Here is a 20,297-nt window from a genome sequence, read left to right as displayed (position 1 = left end):
CTCATTCGTTTTCAATCGTTAAAAATTTCCTCGGATCAAATCCGTTGATTATATGCTCGTTTTCAAATACATATCCCATCTGGTTGCAAATCACTTTTGTACTCCCGATTTCTGTGTCGATATTGGTATGCGAATGTCCGTAAATCCAGGCATCGATCCTGCTGCCGGCTATCAGTCCTTCATATTCAGTAGCAAATGCACTGTTCAATACGGAACTTTTATGCTGAGGAGCAACAACCTGCAAAGTAGGCAGGTGGTGAGTCACGACCACTATGTGTTTTGCCGTACTTTCGGCAAGACTTTTTTTGATATGACCTAAACAGAAGTCATGCATCTGATTATATGCTTCCGTTTGGAGCAGTTTCCCTTTATACAAGGTCTGACGGAAATCGTTAAGTCCTTTCCAAACAAAATATTCGTCTGCCGGTTCGATATGCGACCAGAGTGTGCTCATTATGAAATTGGTATCGTCTATTCTCAATACCTGATTTTGATAATAACCGACATTCTCTTTGAACATCCATCGCCATTGTAACCCCCGTTCCATTACATCACAATAATTGTAATACTCATGATTGCCGGGAATAATGAGTACTTGTCGGTAGTTCTCCGATGCCCATTTCCAGAATCTTGATAAAGGGGAGACTTTGTCCTTCAGATAGAAAATATCTCCGGCCAATACGAGTATATCGCCCGTTACCGGGAATTCGTTATGTTTTATGTACCTGCTGTTCTCCCGAAACTCAAAATGCAGATCGCTCATGTATTGTATTTTCATATTACTTATTTTTATTTGCTTGTTCAACCTGTTTTTGGATTATCCTTTTTACCTGCGCAAATGAGACCGGAGTAAAGTCATTATTATCCACACCCACATCATATTGCGTCGGGAAAATCATATCCAGCCGTAAAGCGTCTTTTCCCGTATTATTCTTGCTCGTATGCACATGCCCGAACAGTTGCCACGTGTTCCCGTAAGCACCTCCATAACAGAGGGGCGGACAGTGGTTCAGGTAGATTTTCTGCTTGTCAACCTCTATGTGCATTTGCATGCTTGTCAATTCAAATCTACTGGCGTACCCTTGCCTGATATTTTTTAGATCATGATTACCGAGAATGAGATAGATTTTTCCATTCAGTCTGTTAAGAATCTTGGTCCATTCATGAGATCCTCCCAGGCAAAAATCCCCCAAATGAAACACGATATCATCTTGACCAACTACCCGGTTCCAATTTTCGATCAGTGTTTCATTCATATCTTCTACATTTTTGAATGGCCTCTTGCAAAAGCCAATGATATTCGAATGATAAAAGTGTGTGTCCGATGTAAAATACACCTTGTTCCCGTCAAATTTGTAATTCATTTTGCTCTCTTTTGTGTACATCGCTGTGCGGTTAATTAAAATTGGTTGTTCTTGCGCTCATTGGACGGAAATGACGGGAGAGGAATTGCACGGAGCAAACAGTCACCAATGGGCATAAAACAAAATAGTTGGAAAGTTCGGTAAGGACTCTCCAACTATTCTGTTGTTTATTTTAAGATCAAGATACGAGCATCTATCGCATCTTATCTCCTATATCTGTTCGTTGGAAAGTATTTATGATATTCTCTGGCGTTTCAATGCTCCAAACATGAAGAACATACGACTGAACTTCGAAGCATTTGTTGCCTCGAATTGTCGTTTGGGATAATATGTTCATTCTATTTTGCTGCATTGTAAATTTTCAAAAAGAGGCGCAAATGTACAGAATAATTTCGCAATACTCCAAATATTTTTCAGTGAATTCTTCAAATCACCCTATAAAAATCATTGCGAGACTTAAGAGGATGTTCAATGTACTATTATTCGCATACTTCGCAATAATGGTTGGGAATATTTATCAAATGTTATGTTAGGAAATCTCATTGGTGATGATTTCTGCTGTTATGTTCAAATATGTTAACTGTTTGATTGTTAGAGGTAATTATGGCTGGAAAACAATTCAGTTCTATTCGAATATTATCTGTAATTTGGATAAGTTTTAGTGGTACTGATAAAATTTGCCTATTTATCACTGTTAAATTGTATGAGGGACAGAATTTTGTCCCTTGTATCCGTTCAGGGAACAAACGGGGGACAAAATCAGGAAAAATTGATGCAATGCTTTATTATTTCTATGTGTTTAATGTGTTGATTATCAATATTATCGAAGTTGGATTGTTTCTTCTTTTACTTTCTATTGTGTATTATGTAATATATTGATAATCAATTAGTCGAGAATGACTATTTGCCGATACACCAAGAGTAGATCATTATAAATGAGGAATTTACGTTTTAAACGGTAGAAAGGCGGTAAAAAACAAGTGTATATCTTTATAAATCAGCCATTTCGAGTATCCTCTTTGTCAACCAGAACCTGTAAAACCTGAATTTCTGCACGAAGTTCACCAAACTTTTCTGTATGCAAAGGTACGAAATATACGTGAGATTATCGCCGATTATGTCAACTAAATTCTGTAGGGTTTCACGTATAAAAGTGCAAAAGGGTTGTATCTGTATAACCATTTGGGCAATATTGCTTGCGAAAAGAAAGAAGATTCAGTCACACATTTCATCTGAGGTGATGTCTCTTATATTTCGAAGAATTGGGAAAATGTGAAATCTGAGGTGGTTTTATGGGTGGAAAATGTGAAATTAGACCTCATTTTGGGTATGGAAAATGTGAAAACCATTGAAATTGATCATTGCAATTATGGATAAAACCGCTTGAAAATATCAGAGGCAAAGCCTCTCTTTTCTTTTCCCTCTTTTAAACTTTACTTTAATCAGCGTATATATATGTACGACAATAAAGTAAAGTGGCTATCTTTTCTTTTGGCTGGCCAAATTGAACAGCTTTTTTGGAAAAATGCAGATTTATGAGTGATTTTCTTTGGATAATTGCAGAAAAGGGTGTGTTTTTATGTTGGAAAAATGCAGAACGCCATATTGGAAAGAAAAATATCACATTACATTGAGAATATCACTTTACTTTAATCAGCGTATATGTATGTACGGCAATAAAGTAAAGTGATTTTTTCTTTTGGTTGGCCAAAAAATGTGCTATTGCTTGTGGAAATCTATCAAAAATCACCACATTTCCACCGCGGATAAGCACTTTTTGAGTAAAAATGGGACATCGGAATAAAACGGATTCTATCTACAAATTGAGCTAAATCGCAATTCTTTTGAAAAATAATATAAAATAAAAGCAGTTTTTCCGTTTATTATGATTAAATTTGAAGTCAAATAAATAAAATTATGATGGAACGCTCTAAAAATATTAACAGGTTAAAGGTGGTTTTGGCTGAAAAGCAAAGGACAAATAAATGGCTTGCTGAACAGCTCGACAAGGATCCGGCAACTGTATCAAAGTGGTGCACCAATACAGCGCAGCCAGGGCTTGAGACCTTGGTAGAAATTGCAAAAGTAATAGATGTAGATGTAAAAGACTTGTTGTGGTCAACAAAATAGTTATATGGAGCAGAATAATCAAATAGTAATATATCAGACCCCTGATGGGCAGACTTCAATTGATGTAAAATTGGAGAAAGAAACTGTATGGCTGACAAGACAGCAGATGGCCGAGCTGTTTCAAAGGGATAAGACTGTTATACTTAGACATATACAGAATATCTTCAAGGAGGGGGAACTTGAAGAAAATGTGGTATGTGCAAATTTTGCACACACCACTCAACATGGTGCTATTCCAGATAAAACGCAAGAAGCAACAGTAAAACTTTACAATCTCGATGTCATCATCTCTGTCGGCTACCGAGTAAAGAGCCAGCGTGGTGTTCAATTCCGTCAATGGGCAAACAAGGTGCTAAAGGAATACCTTGTAAAAGGATATGCTATCAATAACCACATAGCAGCTCAGAAATACGAAGAGTTAAGTCAGTTAGTACATCTACTCGGCCGAACCATAAACAATGAGCAGGAGCTGATTAATGGTGACGATAGCAGGGAATTGGTGAATGTCGTTACAGACTACACATATGCTCTTGATACCCTTGACAGGTATGATTACCAACAGCTCACTATTGAACACACAACCATCGAGGAAAGTTTCCGTGCAACATACGATAGCGCAATGGAAACTATTGAGACACTTAAGGAGAAGTTCGGTGGCAGTACATTGTTTGGAAAGGAAAAAGATGGTTCTTTCAGAAGTTCAATAGGACAAATCTATCAGACTTTTGATGGTAATGAGCTATACCCATCGGTGGAAGAAAAAGCTGCAATGTTGCTCTACCTTGTGGTTAAGAATCACTCATTCGTAGATGGCAACAAACGAATCGCAGCCACTCTATTCCTTTGGTTTATGCAGAACAATGGCATTCTGTATAATCCTGATGGAACTAAGCGAATCAGTGATGGCACCTTGGTAGCACTTACACTGATGATCGCTGAAAGCCGTGCAGACGAAAAAGATATGATTCTGAAAGTGATTGTAAATCTTATCAATAAGAGAAATTGCTGATGATAACTCCAAAACAATTCAATAATATTACTGAGCGAGTAGTTGATGATTTAAAACAAATACTATCATCTGATAGTCAAGTCTCAATCGCCGCTGCCAGTTTCTCTATATATGCTTATGAAGCATTAAAAGAGGAGTTGGAGAAAGTGGATTGTGTTAATTTCATATTTACGTCTCCGACATTTAACACAGACAAATCAGTTAAGCAGAAACGAGAGTTTTATATTCCTAAACTTAGTAGGGAACGTAATCTGTTCGGCTCTGATTTTGAGATCAGGCTTCGAAATCAACTAACTCAACGTGCTATTGCCAGAGAGTGTGCAGATTGGATTCGTAGAAAGGCAAAATTCAAGACCAATATCACTCAAGGTTCAATGAATGCATTTCTTAATGTAAAAAATGGAACAGATACATTCACATATATGCCTTTCAATGAATTTACTACAACCGAATTAGGTTTAGATAGAGGCGATAATCTTTGTCCTATGGTCGTGGGAATGCCTGGGCATAGCACAACAGATATGTTCCTTAAAAATTTTAGTGAATTGTGGAAAGACAAGGAGAGATTCCAAGATGTTACAGAATACATCATTGAGAGTATTGAAACAGTGTATAAGGAAAATTCTCCTGATTTTATCTATTTCATTACATTGTATAATATCTTCAACGAATTTTTAGAGGATATAAGTGAAGATGTTCTACCAAATGAAGCAACTGGTTTTAAGAGCAGTGTAATCTGGAACAAGCTGTACAATTTCCAGCAGGATGCATCGTTGGCAATTATCAACAAGTTGGAAAAGTATAATGGTTGTATTTTAGCTGATAGTGTTGGTTTAGGTAAAACATTTACGGCATTGTCAGTTATTAAGTATTATGAAAACCGCAACAGAAGTGTCTTGGTGCTTTGCCCGAAGAAACTTAATGATAACTGGCAGACATTCCGCTCAAATTATAAGAATAATCCTGTATTGGCAGACCGCTTGCGATATGACATTCTGTTTCATTCCGACTTATCACGCGATAAGGGTGTAAGTAATGGATTAGACCTTGAACGAGTAAATTGGGGTAACTATGATCTAATTGTCATAGATGAAAGTCACAACTTCCGTAATGGTGGTAGATTTGATAATGAAGATGACGAGGATATAAAAGAAAACCGTTATGCCAAGTTGATGAACAAGGTTATTCGCAGTGGTGTCAAGACAAAAGTTTTGATGCTTTCTGCAACCCCAGTAAACAACCGTTTCAACGATTTGAAGAACCAGCTTCAGTTGGCCTATGAGGGGAAGACTGAAAACATAAACGACCTGTTAGATACAGGAAAGAACATTGACCAGATATTTAGAGATGCCCAAACAGCCTATTCGCGCTGGTCGAGGTTGGATTCCGACCAAAGAACCACAGAGAAACTATTGGACTCATTAAGTTATGATTTCTTCCAGGTGCTTGATGCTGTTACTATTGCGCGAAGCCGTAGTCACATTATCAAGTATTATAATACAAACGATGTCGGGAAATTCCCTACACGATTGGCACCTATTGCCCGTCGTCCTAAATTGACAGATTTAAGTGATGCAATTACTTTTAAGGATATTGCAGAACATCTAAATCAGTTGAATTTGTCTATTTATACACCTTCTCTATTCATTTTTGAGAGTGCAAAAGATAATTATGATATTGATTTTGAAGGCTCGGGACTTTCTGTCGATGGGCGAGAGAAGGGTATGAGAAAATTGATGGCAATCAATATGCTTAAGCGAATGGAAAGCAGCGTCAATTCTTTCAGACTTACATTAGAAAGGATAGAAAACTTCATAAAGACATCTATTGCTGCTATCAATAAATTCGAAGAAAGCGGAGCTGGATTGATTGAGGTTACTTCTTTTGCTGATGACTATGACAATGAGGATTCAGAGAACGACCCATTTGTTGGCCGCAAGTCGAAGATTAATCTTCGTGATATGGACTACAAGAGCTGGAGAAGAGATTTGCAAGCCGACTTGGAGATTCTTCAGCTCATCCTGATCATGTTGAAAGATATTACACCGGAACATGACAGTAAACTGCAACAGCTTATTGCTGATCTAAGGAATAAGTTCAATAATCCTATCAATGGTAATAACAAGAAGGTGTTAATCTTCACCGCATTTGCTGATACTGCGGATTACTTATACGAACAGTTGGCTGGTCGTATTCTTGATAAATGTGGATTGCATACAGCCTTGATTACAGGTAGCACAGATGGCAAGTGTACTATTCCGAGAATGAAATGTACATTTAACGATGTACTAACCTATTTTTCTCCTGTTTCAAAGGACAGAGACGCAATTCATCCTAATGACAAACGAGAGATTGATGTGCTTATAGCAACAGATTGTATTAGTGAAGGACAGAACTTGCAAGATTGCGATTATATTATAAACTACGATATTCATTGGAATCCAGTACGCATCATTCAGCGATTTGGCCGTATAGATCGTATTGGTAGCAAGAACGATTTTATTCAGCTGGTAAATTATTGGCCGGATATTGAACTGGACGATTATATCAAGCTGAAAGGTCGTGTTGAGAGCAGAATGAAAGCAACGGTTATCACCAGCACAGGTGACGACAACCTCCTTTCGGCCAATGAAAAGGGCGATTTGGAATATAGACGCAATCAGTTGAAACGCCTTCAGAATGAGGTGGTCGATATTGAGGATATGGATACTGGTATCAATATCATGGACTTGGGATTGAATGAGTTCCGTTTGGATTTGCTCACAAATTTAAAGGAGCATCCTAATATGGATCTCACACCTTTTGGAATGAGTGCGGTGGTTAAAGCCACAGATTTAGCAGAACCGGGAGTCATTTTTATTCTTAAAAACAAGAATAATGGTGTAAACATAGACCGTTCCAATTTGCTGCACCCATTCTATATGGTTTATCTCACTCATGCCGGTGAGGTGATTTGCGACCACTTATCACCTAAAAAGTTGCTTGACAAGATGCGTTATCTCTGCAAAGGTCAGACAAAGCCGGATAAAGAACTTTGTAAATTATTCAATAAAGAAACCAAAGATAGTAAGAAGATGGAGCATTATAGCAAACTTCTTCAATCTGCCATTGACAGTATTATTCACGTCAAAGAAGAGAGTGATATTGATAGTCTTTTCTCTTTTGGTGAAACATCAGCTTTAACCAATGAGATTAAAGGACTAGATGATTTTGAATTGATTTGTTTTTTGATAATTAAATAATATGGCTCTGCACAAAAAACAACACTATATACCACAATGTTATCTGAAAATGTTTTCAGATAATAACACACATATATGGGCGTACGACAAGATTTCTAAAAAATCTTATGGTGTTTTAATTTCTGATGTATGCACAGCCAATAATTTTTATACGATTTCAGATAGTTTTATAAAAGAAAACAATAAGCTTAATCCATTTACAATTGAGGAAAATTTCTTTGCTGAAGAATATGAGCCTAAATTTGCAGAGAAATTATTTCATTTACAACAATTAGCTAATGATGCATATAAAAATAATGAGTTAAGAATTCGATTAAGTAGAAAAGAAAAGTATGAATTTGCTTTACTTTTAGTTATCCAATGGTTTAGATTACCTGCATTAAGAATAGAGAATGAGGAGGTATTCGAAGATATGATGCCAAAAATGGTGAGACTATTTCAAGAGGGATTAGCATTAGAGTTAAATAACCCTGATATTGCTAAATTGAGAATTCAGTCTAAAATAAAAGATAAAGCTGTATATCATGCTGAAAGTACATTTATGAATGAAGACTTATTAGATAGATATAGTACATTGTTAAGCAATAACATATGGACTTTTAATTATTCCGTAAATGGCGATTTTTACACATCAGATTTTCCTATAACTGTTAATCCTCATGTTAATAATGTAAAACCTATATGTCAGGGATTAGCTCAATATGGAGCTGAGCTAACTTTTCCAATATCAAAGAATTTATTGCTTACAATCTGGGATAAAGACTATTTTTCAGATAAAGAGTCAGATGAATGTAAGATGGAAGTAGTCCATGGACGAGATTTGAGAGAAGCTAATCATATACGTACAATGTATGCGCAAAGACAGTTGTTCTCAAATAAAAATAATTTTGAATTTATAGATTTTATTTCAAGGATAATGCCTATAACAAAGAATCCTTTTAGATAATGAATATGAACAATCCTCTCAATTTCCCAGCGACTACAGTAGTCAATAAGTCTGTACCTAAGAATGCCTTTTACGGTAGGAGTACAGATAGCTCGCTTCGTGAGTTTCTCACAAGGGAGTTTGAGAATATTGTATGGTTGTATAAACTTGCGCCCAGCACGCTGAATGTGGAAGATGGGGAGCGAGTACACGAAATAGCAGTATTCCATTGTAAGATGAAGGGAGATGCCTATAGCATTAACCCATTCTGTGCGATGGACAAACTCTTGCCAAGACATACGCTGTTTATCATTGAGTATGAAGGCAAGATTGATATCTTGATGCACCATAAGGAAATGACTGCTGCAAAAAGTGAGCAGAAATGGACTTGCGGTGTAACTGAATTACAAAGAGAAGTGTCCTTTGATACATTGTCTCTTAAAATAGAAGGACAGTCAATGGATGCTGTATATAGCAACATCCTAAGTCAAATATCTGGACTTTCTGCTTCAAATGAGGTTGAATACAAAGAACAAGCGGAAATAAGGAAGAAAGTCGAACAGCTTCAAAAACAAGTAACTTCTTTGCAAAAACAGGTTCGGGCTGAAAAGCAGTTTAACCGACAAATGGAGTTGAATGCCGAAGCAAGAAGATTGAAAAAAGAGATAGCTAAATTTCAAGAAATAATAAACAAATAAATATACAGACATGAAACCCAATAAGTTGGAACTTCAATCAGCAAATGGAGTGAATATCAATTTAGAAGCACTCTATCAGATTGCGCCCTCGTGCTTTACAGAGGTTAAAGATGAAAAAACAGGCGAATTACGTCATGTGGTAAACTTCACTACTCTTCGTCAGTTGTTAGGTGATGACGCTGTTGAAGATGCACCGGAAGCATATCAGTTTACATGGCCTGGTAAGCAGGAGGCTCGCCGTGAAGCAGCACGTCCTACAAACAAGACATTAAGACCCGTCATGGAGGATAGTGTAGATTGGGATACTACAGAAAATGTATATATTGAAGGTGATAATCTACAAGTATTAAAACTACTACAAAAGTCATATTTGGGTAAAATCAAAATGATTTATATAGATCCTCCTTACAATACAGGAAAGAATCTTATATATAAAAATGATTTTTCCATAGATGAAAATGAATTCTTGAGAAAAACAGGAGAACTTGATGATTATAACAACAGATTATTTATAAACACACCTTCTAATGGTCGTTTCCATTCAGACTGGTGTTCAATGATATATTCCAGATTACTAGTCTGTCGCTCACTTCTTTCTTCTAACGGAATAATATGTTTAACAATTGATGATAGCGAAATAGAGACTGTTACCGCTATAATGAATGAAGTTTTTGGCGAAAGTAATCACCTCGCAACAATTGTTGTTAAAAACAATCCTTCTGGTAGATCGACAACAAAGGGAGCATCAATCTCACATGAATATGCACTATTTTATGGTGCTAATGACGAAACGACTTTGGGGAGATTACCACGTAATGAATACCAAATTGCTAGGTACAAAGAAAAAGATAATTTAGGAGCCTTTGAATGGGTTAATTTTAGAAAACATGGCGGTTATAAAGAAGATGCACCATCGATGTTCTATCCAATTTATGTTAAAAAAGATTGCTCGGATTTTAGAATTCCTAACATTAAATGGAATGAAGTACGAAAAGAATATGATATTCTTGAGCAACCATTAGAAGATGAAATTGTTTCTCTCCCTGTAGATGAACATGGAAGAGCAAGGCGTTGGAAGTGGGGACTTGATAGAGCACTAACTGCTAAAAATGAAATGATGGCTAGAAGAGATAGGTCGGGGATTCCTACTGTTTACATAAAAGCACGCATGAACGACGAGGGTATGCTCCCATTGACAGTATGGGATGATAAACTTTATTCATCAACAGAATATGGAGCTAACCTATTAAAAAAAATGTTTAATGCACAATATTTCGATTACCCAAAATCTTTATACGCTGTTATTGACAGCTTAAAAATAGGAGATTTGGACAAGGATTCATACGTATTGGATTTTTTTTCAGGTAGTGCAACTACCGCTCATGCTGTTATGCAATTAAATGCAGAAGACGGTGGAAAACGGAAGTATCTCTGTGTGCAATTACCAGAAAAAACAGATATAAATAGTGAAGCATATAAAGCTGGTTATAAGACCATCCCAGAAATTGCTAAAGAACGTATTCGTCGTGCTGGTAAAAAGATCAAGGAAGAATCAGGTTTGCAAGGTCAAAACCTTGATACTGGTTTCAGAGTATTCCGTTTGGATGAAAGCAATATGGAAGAGGTTTATTTTGCACCAAAAGAATATAAGCAAGAGCAACTTGACTTATTGCTCGATAATGTTAAGAGCGACCGTAATGACCTCGACTTACTGTTTGGCGCAATGCTCGACTGGGGTGTGCAGTTATCCTTGCCAATGACAACCGAAGTGGTGGATGGTAAAACAATCTACTCTGTGAACGATGGAGACCTTGTGGCTTGTTTTGCAGATAATGTAACCGAGAATGTTGTCCGTACAATTGCAGACAAACAACCTTTGAGAATTTTGTTCCGTGACAGTTGCTTTGAAAGAGATGATGCTAAAATAAACATCTTTGAGTCTTTGAAACAACAACTTGACTGGAGCGAGGAAGAGGCTATGAAGAGTATTAAAGTTATTTAATAGGCTGGCTGTATGAAACTAAAATTCAAACATCAACGTTTTCAAGCAGATGCGGCTAAGAGTGTGACCGATGTATTCACCGGTCAACAATTCTGTGATGGTACCGACTTTTTGATAGATCAAGGCAAAAAAGGCGGTATGTTCACGCTGACAGGTTTTGGTAATCAGCGTCTAATGCTCGATGCAAATGCATTGACCGAAAATTTACGTGAAGTACAGATGGGTTGGGGCTTAAAGCCGGTTGAGTATCTGCAAGGTGATACCAAAAATCCTATGTTTACCATCGAAATGGAAACAGGTACTGGTAAGACCTATACTTATATTAAGACGATGTATGAGCTTAACAAGCTATATGGTTGGAGTAAGTTCATCATCGTTGTTCCAAGTATTGCAATTCGTGAAGGTGTTGCCAAGAGTTTTGAAACGATGCAGGAGCACTTTGCCAACGAGTATGGTAAACGTATTCAATTCTTCATCTACAATTCCAAACAGCTTTCAAAGATTGATGCCTTTGCCAGCGACAGCGGACTTTATGTAATGATTATCAATACCCAAGCCTTTAACACTTCAATGAACGAGGAAAAGAGTAAAGGCGAAGGTAGAAGTGGAGATGCTACAGCTCGTATCATCTTCTCGAAACGAGATGAATTTGGCAGTCGTAGACCTATTGATATATTGGCTCAAACAAATCCAATTATGATTATTGATGAGCCACAAAGCGTATTGGGTGCAAACAAGGATAATGCTACCCGAAAAGGTATCGCAAAATTCCGCACTCTGTTTACGCTGTTATATAGTGCTACTCACCGTAAGGGAGATATTTACAATATGGTTTACCGACTGGATGCAATGGACGCATACAACCGCAAGCTTGTAAAGAAGATCGAAGTGAAAGGCATTACACAGCAAGGTTCTACTGCTACCAATGGCTTTGTCTATCTTGATCAAATAGTTATTGGTAAGGGTAATCCTCAGGCTCGTATTTCATTTGATGTAAAAACTGCCAATGGTTTTAAGCAGACAACAAAGTTGGTCGGTGAAGGATTTAATTTGTATGAGCAAAGTGGAGGTTTGGCAGAATATGAGAACCACTTCATTGTAGAGCGTATTGATGGAGTTGCTGGTACTGTCCGTTTTTTGAATGGTATTGTGCTTAATGAAGGTGATGCTGTAGGCAAAGTGAATGAAGAAGCCCTAAGAAGAATACAGATTAGGGAAACTATCCGCACCCATATAGAGCGCGAACGTGACTTATTCCCTAAGGGAATTAAAGTACTTTCATTGTTCTTTATTGACCATGTAAACAGCTACCGAATTTATGAGAAAGATGGCACAATCAATGGAAAGTTTGCAGAAATGTTTGAAGAGGAGTATCTGAATGTACTTCAGGAAATGCAACCTCGTTTTTCCGATGAAGCTTACCTAAGATATTTGAGTCAATTTCAAGTCGAGAAGGTACATCAGGGCTACTTCTCACAAGACAAAAAAGGTGTATCTGTTGACTCCAAGGAGAAAGAAGGGGAAAATGAGATTCGTGCCTATGATTTGATTATGAAGGATAAAGAGACTTTGCTCTCTCTTGATCCCAAAGTAAATGGTTCGGAAGTGCGTTTTATTTTCTCTCATTCTGCATTGAAAGAGGGCTGGGACAATCCTAATGTATTTCAGATTTGTACCTTAAAAGATACAACTAACGAGATTAAAAAACGTCAAGAGGTAGGTCGTGGTATGCGCCTATGTGTAAATAAAAATGGAGAGCGTCAAGATCAGGACAACTTGGGCGATGGTGTTTTTGATACTAATATCTTAACTGTTATTGCAAGCGAAAGTTATGAACATTTCAGTAAGCAATTACAGACTGAATTGGCGGAAAATATAGGTGATAGACCAGTTGTTGTTACTCCGTATTTATTTGAAGATATGGTAATGATAACTACTGACGGCAAGGAGGTTAAAATCAATAAGGAAAAGGCGATTGAAATTCATGAGGAACTTATCAGTTGTGGTTATGTAAAGAAAGGTAAGCTGACCGAGAAATATTTCAATGATAAGAAATCTGGTTCTATTGATTTGGGTGAAGAATTAGCACCTATTAAAGAAGGTATTGTGCGACAGTTAGAGACTGTATTCAACCCGGATGCCATGAAACCAACAAATGCTCGTGCTCCTAAAATAGCTACTTTCCGTGAAGATTTATTTAAGGAGAAATTTAACGAAGTGTGGAAACGCATTAATGTAAAGACTTATTACAAGGTTGATTTCAGTACAGACGAGCTAATAAAGAAAGCGATTGATGCAATTGATAAGCACCTTATCGTTACAGAAATCCGTATTGTAGTAGAAGGTGGTTCATTGGAAAATATACGTGATAGAGAGTCGCTGGAGGCTGGCGTAGCCATGACAGCAGGTAAGTCTCGCACTATCCGTGTGAGTGAAGCAATTGGTAATTCTGTGCGATACGACTTAATAGGCAAACTGGTTGAATCAACAGGTCTGACCCGTAAGACCATTGTGGAAATATTAAAAGGTATTAAGCCGACAACTTTCTATCAATTTAAGATGAATCCTGAAGAGTTCATCATTAAAACAAGTAACATTATCAATGATGCTAAAGCTATTGCAGTCATTCAAAAGATTGCATACGAAAAAACAACGAATACCTATGATATGGAAATCTTTACAGAAAGCACCATTCGTGGTAAGTTAGGCGTAAATGCAATTGAGAGTGCAAAATCTTTGTATGATATTGTCGTAGTAGATAGTCAAGGGGTTGAAAAGAATTTTGCAGAAGCATTGGAAAGTCAGGATGATGTAGAAGTTTATACAAAACTACCTCGTGGATTCTATATTAACACTCCTATGGGTCATTACAATCCAGATTGGGCAGTAGCATTCAAAGAAGGCAGTGTGAAGCATATCTATTTCATTGCAGAAACTAAAGGTAATGATTGGCAAGAGTCTCAGCTGAGAGGTTCGGAAGAGGCTAAAATAGAGTGTGCACGTCGCCACTTTGCAGCTATCAGTGATTGTAAAATTCAATATGGAGTAGCTAAAGACTATCAGACATTGTATAATCTTGTAACAAAGTAATTGTAGAAAATCACATTATAAGTATCTATGGCAAAGAAAATGAATAGGGCTACAAATGCAGGTGTAAATGCAATTACAGGCTTTGCATTACAAAGGAATACTGCTTTGTATTTAATTCTTAACGACTATGAATCAAAGTACAAAGATGCTAACTATTTTGTATGTCTAGAGCATCATGATGATTGCCTTATATGTTTTCTTGATAATAACAATCATATTGAAACTATTAATGCCTATCAATCCAAGAAGAAATCTCCTAATAAATGGATTTTAAACAATGAGCTTTTAGAAATCCTTGAAAAAATTCTTTGTACAGGAAAAGCATTAGTAGATGATATTTCTTACCAAAAGTCAAAAGATTATTCGCACTCTTTGTTTTTTGTAACTAACCAAACAATTGAGTTAAAAAAATCATCTGATAGTGTTATTGTAAAAGAAGATAATACTTGTGTTAATTATAATGATTTACCAAACACTATTAAGGATTATATAAAAAAAAGTATAACAGATAGTGATCTTCACAATCACTTGGAACAATTGAATGTCCTTGGGATTGACTTAAGTAGAACTGCTATTAATCAAGAAGATCAATTAGTTGGAAAGATTGAACGAATTTTTGGGAATAAGATAGAATCTGCTAGAGCAGCTTTAAATCTGATATTGGAATTATTTCAGAAAATCGAAAGTACGTATAACAATGGTAATGTAGCATCATTGCTAGATGAAAGTAAAAGGGTATCTTCTGTTGAAATAAATAACGCTTTCAAAATTATAACTACCAAGAGTAAGTGCTTTAAATACTGGAGGGAGCAAAAATCTCAAATATGTAGAGCATTAAAAATTCCTATTAAGGAACGAGAATTATTCAAATTCCACTTTGAATCAGCTTTTGATTATTTTAAACTAGATACCAGTACAGAGCATCTGATAGTTAAAAAATTCGTCACAGAAAATATCAATAGTATAGAAGATGTCTATGATGAAATAGAAATGATTGATAGGTTAATAGATTTATTTATAAGGTCTAAAACGACTAGTTTGAGTAACACACAATTAAAAGCAGTATTTTTTGCTGCATATTTTGAAGTTTACGATTCATTAAAAATGATTTAAAATGAGAACAATAATAAAATATAATCGACTTTTCATTTTTACGGAGAATGCATCTAAAAGTTTTTATACTGAGTTTTTAGATGAAATTAACATCATATACGGTGCTAATACATCAGGTAAAAGCACTGTGATTCAAGCAATTAATTATACTTTTGGAATTAATGACGAAAAGTATAAATTAGCCGAAATCCTTGAAGAAAAACCAATTTTTAGAGTGGACTTTTCTGTATTTTATAATCAAGAGGTAAAACATTGTATTATTATCAGAGATGATGATTTTGTTTATATAAAAGTTAATGATGCTCCAGTCATCAAATTTCAAGGAATCTCCGGAAATAATAGTACTGAACATATTAAACTAAAAAAATATATATCCGAACTATTTTATTTTAGATTAAAATTAAATAGTAAGGGTAACGAGGTTGAGGCTCCTCTTGAAGCTATGTTCTTGCCATATTATGTTGCTCAGGATTATGGCTGGATTTTGCCTCTAAAATCCTTTAAAAATTTTGAATATTACAAAGGGTTTAAAGAGTCCTATTATGACTATTACTTCGGTGTACTCAATCCTCTTGAAGATAAAACTGAAAAATATAAATTAGAAGAAGATAAAAAAGAATTACAATCAGAATTAGATGTACTGAATCGAATAAAACAAAGTCGGGAGGATTTAGTATATGCACAGAATAATGACGAATTATTCGTTCAGAAAGCAATTGATTATGTTAGTAAGTATAATAAAAATCGTAAAGTGCTTATACAAAATGAAAGCAGATGTATTGTCCTTGCTAGTCAACTAAGATATCATGAGGAAAGATTAGCCGTCTTAAGAAAGACTCAAAAAACACTTAAAGATAATACCTATTCCCAAAAACGATGTCCGGTTTGTAATCAAGAAATGCAATATACTCTTACAGAAAAATACATCTATTTTCAAAATCAAGAGGATACATCTACTTTAATTGAAACAACGAAAAAGGAAATAGCGGAATTAAGATCAAAGTTAAATAAACAAAAGAATACAATAGAAAAAACGAAAATTGATTTAGAAAATAATTATAACGTTCTTGAATCGTATAATACCAATGGATTATCTATGAATGATTGGATTAAGAATAAAGCAAGCATTCAGATATTGGAAACAATTCAAGATAAGGAAAATGGAATTCAACATAAACTTCAAGAGGTTACTAATAGACTGAAAATGTTTAAGACTGATGAAAGTATTAAACAAGATCGTAAGAAAAAAAGCGACGAATTCAACAGACTTTTCTTGCAAGATCTAAAGATGTTAAATGTTAAAATTGGAGATTTTGCTCATTCTCCTTACGAGCTATCTGTATTTCGACAACAAGGCGTCGAGTTATTAAAAACCGTATTATCTTATCACTTTGCGTTTAATAAACTTATTGATAAAACTGATAATATACATAAACTACCACTATGTTTGGACGCAATATTCAAAGAAGATGTTGATGCAACCAACAAAGAGTTGATAATATCATTTATAAGTAAAAATCTTCCTTCTGGGACTCAGTTGATATGTTCTGTAGCTGAATCATCACTAAATGAGACAGTAAAGAAAAATTCTGTGATAGATTACAATGAAAAGTTTTTCAACAATTCCGCAACTCTTATAAAAACCGGAGATACTGCAAGAAGTTTATTAAAGGACTTTGATAGTACTCAAATGCCTATTTTTGAAGAATCAATTTCTATAATGACTAGTTAGCAAAACACATTTTGAATCTGATTTTGATAGCTTTTATGACTCGTCAGAAAAATTACGATATAGAAATTTGGGAAAGTACGTTTTGTATAAGAAGATGTAATTATACCAATGAAATGAATGTAGATGTACAAAATTTCCTATGAACATTCAGCTTATTTAAATATTTAAATAAGTAACCTTAATTCCGCAACACTTTGATTTAAATTAATTTATAAGTTCCTGAGCAACAAAAAGTTGCCCAGGATTTTGCTGTGTCAGATTTTTCACTTATCTTAGTGTTGCAATTATTAGTGGTGCGATAAAAACCACACCACTGTAGTTAAACGATTAATTTTTAGTCAAATATAAGCGTTCATTGATTTTTTGATTTGAAAATGATTTATTAGTCCTGTAGTTTCAACACATCAGGATTATGAATCAAGGCAAGTTTGTATTTTCCCAAGTTGTCGAGTATATACCGCGTTATCAGTTTGATAAACTCGTAAAGCAATATAAAGGAGATTGGCATACCAAAAATCTCAGCAGTTACAATCACCTCCTTCATCTGCTTTTCGGACAGTTGACAGGATGTGATTCTCTGAGGGATATTTGTCTATGCCTCGAAGCCCATAACAAGATGCTTTATCATCTCGGTTTTCGTAAGGCCGTGAACCATACCTCATTGTCTCGTGCAAACGAAAGCAGGGATTATCGCATTTTTGAGGGGCTGGGCCTTTATTTGATTGCCACGGTCAGACCGATGTTCTCAAATATCCAACTGTCTCAAATTACCATTGATAACGTGATATATGCGCTTGATTCCACGACCATATCAACCAGTATAAGGCTTGCAACGTGGGCTTTGGGGAAATACAGCAAAGGAGCTGTCAAGATGCACGCCCTGTTGGATTTGAGAGGCAGCATACCTGCCAATATCCATATCACGGACGGCAAGTGGCATGACAGCAACGAGCTTGATGCACTGGCACCGGAGCCTTATGCTTTCTACGTGATGGATAAGGCCTATGTTGACTTTAAAGCACTTTTCAGATTTCATCAGGCTCAGGCATTTTGGGTATCACGTCCAAAAGAGAACATGAAATTCGAGACTGTCGAGCAGATGGATATTTCCGATGTCAAGTCTGGCGTACTGGAAGACTCCCGTATAAGGGTAACGGGGTATAACTCAAGCAAGCTGTATCCCGAAGCCATGAGATTTGTCCGCGTTTATGACCCTGATAATGATACTATTGTGGACTTTATATCCAATAACTTTGAAGTCAGTGCCTTGGAAATATCCAACTTGTACCGCCATCGATGGGATATAGAGGTATTCTTCAAGTGGATTAAACAGAACATTACCGTAAAAACTCTGTGGGGATATTCGGAAAATGCTGTCAAAATCCATCTTTGGGCTGCCATCATATCGTATCTGACAGTAGTAAGAATAAAGGTTGCCAGCAACAGCCCTTATTCAATCACCGAGGTGGCTACCCTGATTAGAATATCCGCGTTGGAAAGGACTGACCTGCGGTCGTTGATAACCAAGCTAGACTCATCAATCATTTCAAACCAAAATGTCAAAGAACTCTCGTTATTTGATGATATTTAAAACTAATGCGATTTTATCGCACCAGTAGTATGTTGCAATTAGAAAACAAGCGAAAATCGTAACAAGGCATGGCAAAGGTACAAATAAAATCTGAGAAACTCACACCTTTTGGAGGAATTTTTTCAATCATGGAGAAATTTGACTCCATGCTTTCACCCGTTATCGACTCAACACTGGGTCAGAGATGCCGCAGTATCATCGGATATCAGTTCAGCGAGATAGTCCGTTCGCTGATGAGCGTTTATTTCTGTGGCGGCTCATGCGTGGAAGACGTAACGTCACAACTGATGCGCCATCTCTCGTATCATCCTACCCTTCGTACATGCAGCTCTGATACCATCCTCAGAGCCATCAAGGAACTGACAAAGGAAAACATCTCCTATACTTCCGACCAAGGCAAGACCTATGATTTCAATACTGCAGACAAACTCAACACATTGCTTATAAACGCTTTGGTTTCTACAGGCGAGTTGAAGGAAATTGAGGAATACGATGTTGACTTTGACCATCAGTTTCTTGAAACGGAGAAGTATGATGCAAAACCGACCTACAAAAAGTTCCTCGGCTACAGGCCTGGCGTATATGTTATCGGTGACAAGATAGTCTATATCGAGAACAGCGATGGCAACACGAATGTGCGTTTTCATCAGGCAGACACCCATAAGAGATTCTTCGCTCTTCTGGAATCCCAGAACATCCGTGTAAATCGCTTCAGGGCAGACTGCGGTTCCTGCTCGAAGGAAATCGTCAGTGAGATAGAGAAGCATTGCAAACATTTCTACATCCGTGCCAACCGATGCAGTTCGCTCTACAATGACATCTTTGCTCTGAGAGGATGGAAGACGGAGGAGATTAACGGCATCCAGTTCGAACTCAATTCCATTCTCGTTGAGAAATGGGAAGGCAAGTGCTATCGTCTTGTCATCCAGAGACAAAGACGCAACAGTGGCGACCTTGACCTGTGGGAAGGCGAATACACTTACCGTTGTATTCTGACCAACGATTACAAGTCATCGACAAGGGACATTGTTGAATTCTACAATCTGCGTGGCGGCAAGGAACGTATCTTTGACGACATGAACAACGGATTCGGTTGGAGCAGGCTCCCCAAGTCATTCATGGCGGAGAATACTGTCTTTCTTCTGCTTACTGCATTGATACACAATTTCTACAAGACCATCATGAGCAGGCTTGACACCAAGGCTTTTGGGCTCAAGAAAACGAGTCGCATAAAGGCTTTTGTCTTCAGATTCATCTCCGTACCTGCCAAGTGGATCATGACTGCAAGGCAATACGTGCTGAATATCTACACAGAGAACCGCGCTTATGCAAAACCCTTCAAAACAGAATTCGGATAAGAATCCTTTCTTTCCGGTTAGAATCTGCGTATTACCTCAAGTC

At 36.6% G+C, this 20,297-nt stretch carries 13 protein-coding genes; 11 read left to right on the top strand and 2 right to left on the bottom strand.

Translation table 11 applies throughout. The features are described 5' to 3' along the window. Position 1 precedes the first annotated feature (1 nt). Both F1644_RS01665 and F1644_RS01660 read right to left on the bottom strand, forming a co-directional pair. Positions 2-778, bottom strand: a complete 777-nt coding sequence (locus F1644_RS01665) for a metallophosphoesterase (protein ID WP_118302204.1) — start codon at positions 776-778, stop codon at positions 2-4. Position 779: 1 nt separating this feature from the next. After that, the gene (locus F1644_RS01660; RefSeq protein ID WP_118302838.1) at positions 780-1,364 is read right to left on the bottom strand and encodes a metallophosphoesterase; all 585 of its coding nucleotides are present in this window, start codon (positions 1,362-1,364) and stop codon (positions 780-782) included. A gap of 1,920 nt (positions 1,365-3,284) precedes the next feature. On the opposite strand from F1644_RS01660, the gene F1644_RS01655 reads away from it, so the two are divergent. The 11 genes from F1644_RS01655 (at position 3,285) to F1644_RS01605 (ending at position 20,254) form a co-directional block, all read left to right on the top strand. Next, positions 3,285-3,494 (top strand): helix-turn-helix domain-containing protein, encoded by a 210-nt coding sequence (locus F1644_RS01655; RefSeq protein WP_118302840.1) that lies wholly within the window; start codon positions 3,285-3,287, stop codon positions 3,492-3,494. A 4-nt stretch (positions 3,495-3,498) separates the two neighbouring features. Next, positions 3,499-4,503 (top strand): virulence protein RhuM/Fic/DOC family protein, encoded by a 1,005-nt coding sequence (gene rhuM / locus F1644_RS01650; protein ID WP_118302206.1) that lies wholly within the window; start codon positions 3,499-3,501, stop codon positions 4,501-4,503. Continuing rightward, the gene (locus tag F1644_RS01645; protein ID WP_118302207.1) at positions 4,503-7,745 is read left to right on the top strand and encodes a helicase-related protein; all 3,243 of its coding nucleotides are present in this window, start codon (positions 4,503-4,505) and stop codon (positions 7,743-7,745) included. The genes rhuM and F1644_RS01645 overlap by 1 nt, the downstream gene beginning before the upstream one ends. Before the next feature lies 1 nt (position 7,746). Beyond that, positions 7,747-8,691 (top strand): DUF4238 domain-containing protein, encoded by a 945-nt coding sequence (locus F1644_RS01640; protein ID WP_118302208.1) that lies wholly within the window; start codon positions 7,747-7,749, stop codon positions 8,689-8,691. Next, positions 8,691-9,368, top strand: a complete 678-nt coding sequence (locus F1644_RS01635; protein WP_230328291.1) for a DUF4391 domain-containing protein — start codon at positions 8,691-8,693, stop codon at positions 9,366-9,368. Before F1644_RS01640 ends, F1644_RS01635 begins: the two co-directional genes overlap by 1 nt. A 10-nt stretch (positions 9,369-9,378) precedes the next feature. Then, on the top strand, positions 9,379-11,370 hold the full coding sequence (locus tag F1644_RS01630) for a site-specific DNA-methyltransferase (RefSeq protein ID WP_118302209.1): 1,992 nt from the start codon (positions 9,379-9,381) through the stop codon (positions 11,368-11,370). 12 nt (positions 11,371-11,382) lie between these two features. Continuing rightward, a complete protein-coding gene (locus tag F1644_RS01625) occupies positions 11,383-14,460 on the top strand; it encodes a type III restriction-modification system endonuclease (RefSeq protein WP_118302210.1) in 3,078 nt (1,025 codons plus the stop codon). 27 nt (positions 14,461-14,487) lie between these two features. Then, complete coding sequence (locus F1644_RS01620; protein ID WP_118302211.1) at positions 14,488-15,573, top strand: dsDNA nuclease domain-containing protein; 1,086 nt, start codon at positions 14,488-14,490, stop codon at positions 15,571-15,573. Between the two features lies 1 nt (position 15,574). Further along, positions 15,575-17,305 carry an ATP-binding protein gene (locus F1644_RS01615; protein ID WP_118302212.1) on the top strand — a complete coding sequence of 577 codons (1,731 nt, stop codon included), beginning with the start codon at positions 15,575-15,577 and terminating at the stop codon, positions 17,303-17,305. A 412-nt stretch (positions 17,306-17,717) separates the two neighbouring features. After that, positions 17,718-18,896 (top strand): IS4 family transposase, encoded by a 1,179-nt coding sequence (locus tag F1644_RS01610; RefSeq protein WP_168044627.1) that lies wholly within the window; start codon positions 17,718-17,720, stop codon positions 18,894-18,896. A 68-nt stretch (positions 18,897-18,964) separates the two neighbouring features. After that, a complete protein-coding gene (locus tag F1644_RS01605; RefSeq protein WP_008766692.1) occupies positions 18,965-20,254 on the top strand; it encodes an IS1380-like element IS612 family transposase in 1,290 nt (429 codons plus the stop codon). Positions 20,255-20,297: the final 43 nt, after the last annotated feature.

It is taken from the genome of Butyricimonas paravirosa, assembly GCF_032878955.1.
Classification (GTDB): Bacteria; Bacteroidota; Bacteroidia; order Bacteroidales; family Marinifilaceae; genus Butyricimonas; species Butyricimonas paravirosa.
This window is presented reverse-complemented; position numbering and strand designations above follow the sequence as displayed.

What these genes read in the sequence shown, in the direction of transcription:
- F1644_RS01605 (WP_008766692.1), top strand. Translation starts at nt 18,965, where the DNA reads ATGGCAAAGGTACAAATAAAATCTGAGAAACTCACACCTTTTGGAGGA.
- F1644_RS01635 (WP_230328291.1), top strand. Translation starts at nt 8,691, where the DNA reads ATGAATATGAACAATCCTCTCAATTTCCCAGCGACTACAGTAGTCAAT.
- F1644_RS01615 (WP_118302212.1), top strand. Translation starts at nt 15,575, where the DNA reads ATGAGAACAATAATAAAATATAATCGACTTTTCATTTTTACGGAGAAT.
- F1644_RS01655 (WP_118302840.1), top strand. Translation starts at nt 3,285, where the DNA reads ATGGAACGCTCTAAAAATATTAACAGGTTAAAGGTGGTTTTGGCTGAA.
- F1644_RS01660 (WP_118302838.1), bottom strand. Translation starts at nt 1,364, where the DNA reads ATGAATTACAAATTTGACGGGAACAAGGTGTATTTTACATCGGACACA.
- F1644_RS01625 (WP_118302210.1), top strand. Translation starts at nt 11,383, where the DNA reads ATGAAACTAAAATTCAAACATCAACGTTTTCAAGCAGATGCGGCTAAG.
- F1644_RS01645 (WP_118302207.1), top strand. Translation starts at nt 4,503, where the DNA reads ATGATAACTCCAAAACAATTCAATAATATTACTGAGCGAGTAGTTGAT.
- F1644_RS01610 (WP_168044627.1), top strand. Translation starts at nt 17,718, where the DNA reads ATGAATCAAGGCAAGTTTGTATTTTCCCAAGTTGTCGAGTATATACCG.
- F1644_RS01665 (WP_118302204.1), bottom strand. Translation starts at nt 778, where the DNA reads ATGAAAATACAATACATGAGCGATCTGCATTTTGAGTTTCGGGAGAAC.
- F1644_RS01630 (WP_118302209.1), top strand. Translation starts at nt 9,379, where the DNA reads ATGAAACCCAATAAGTTGGAACTTCAATCAGCAAATGGAGTGAATATC.
- rhuM (WP_118302206.1), top strand. Translation starts at nt 3,499, where the DNA reads ATGGAGCAGAATAATCAAATAGTAATATATCAGACCCCTGATGGGCAG.
- F1644_RS01620 (WP_118302211.1), top strand. Translation starts at nt 14,488, where the DNA reads ATGGCAAAGAAAATGAATAGGGCTACAAATGCAGGTGTAAATGCAATT.
- F1644_RS01640 (WP_118302208.1), top strand. Translation starts at nt 7,747, where the DNA reads ATGGCTCTGCACAAAAAACAACACTATATACCACAATGTTATCTGAAA.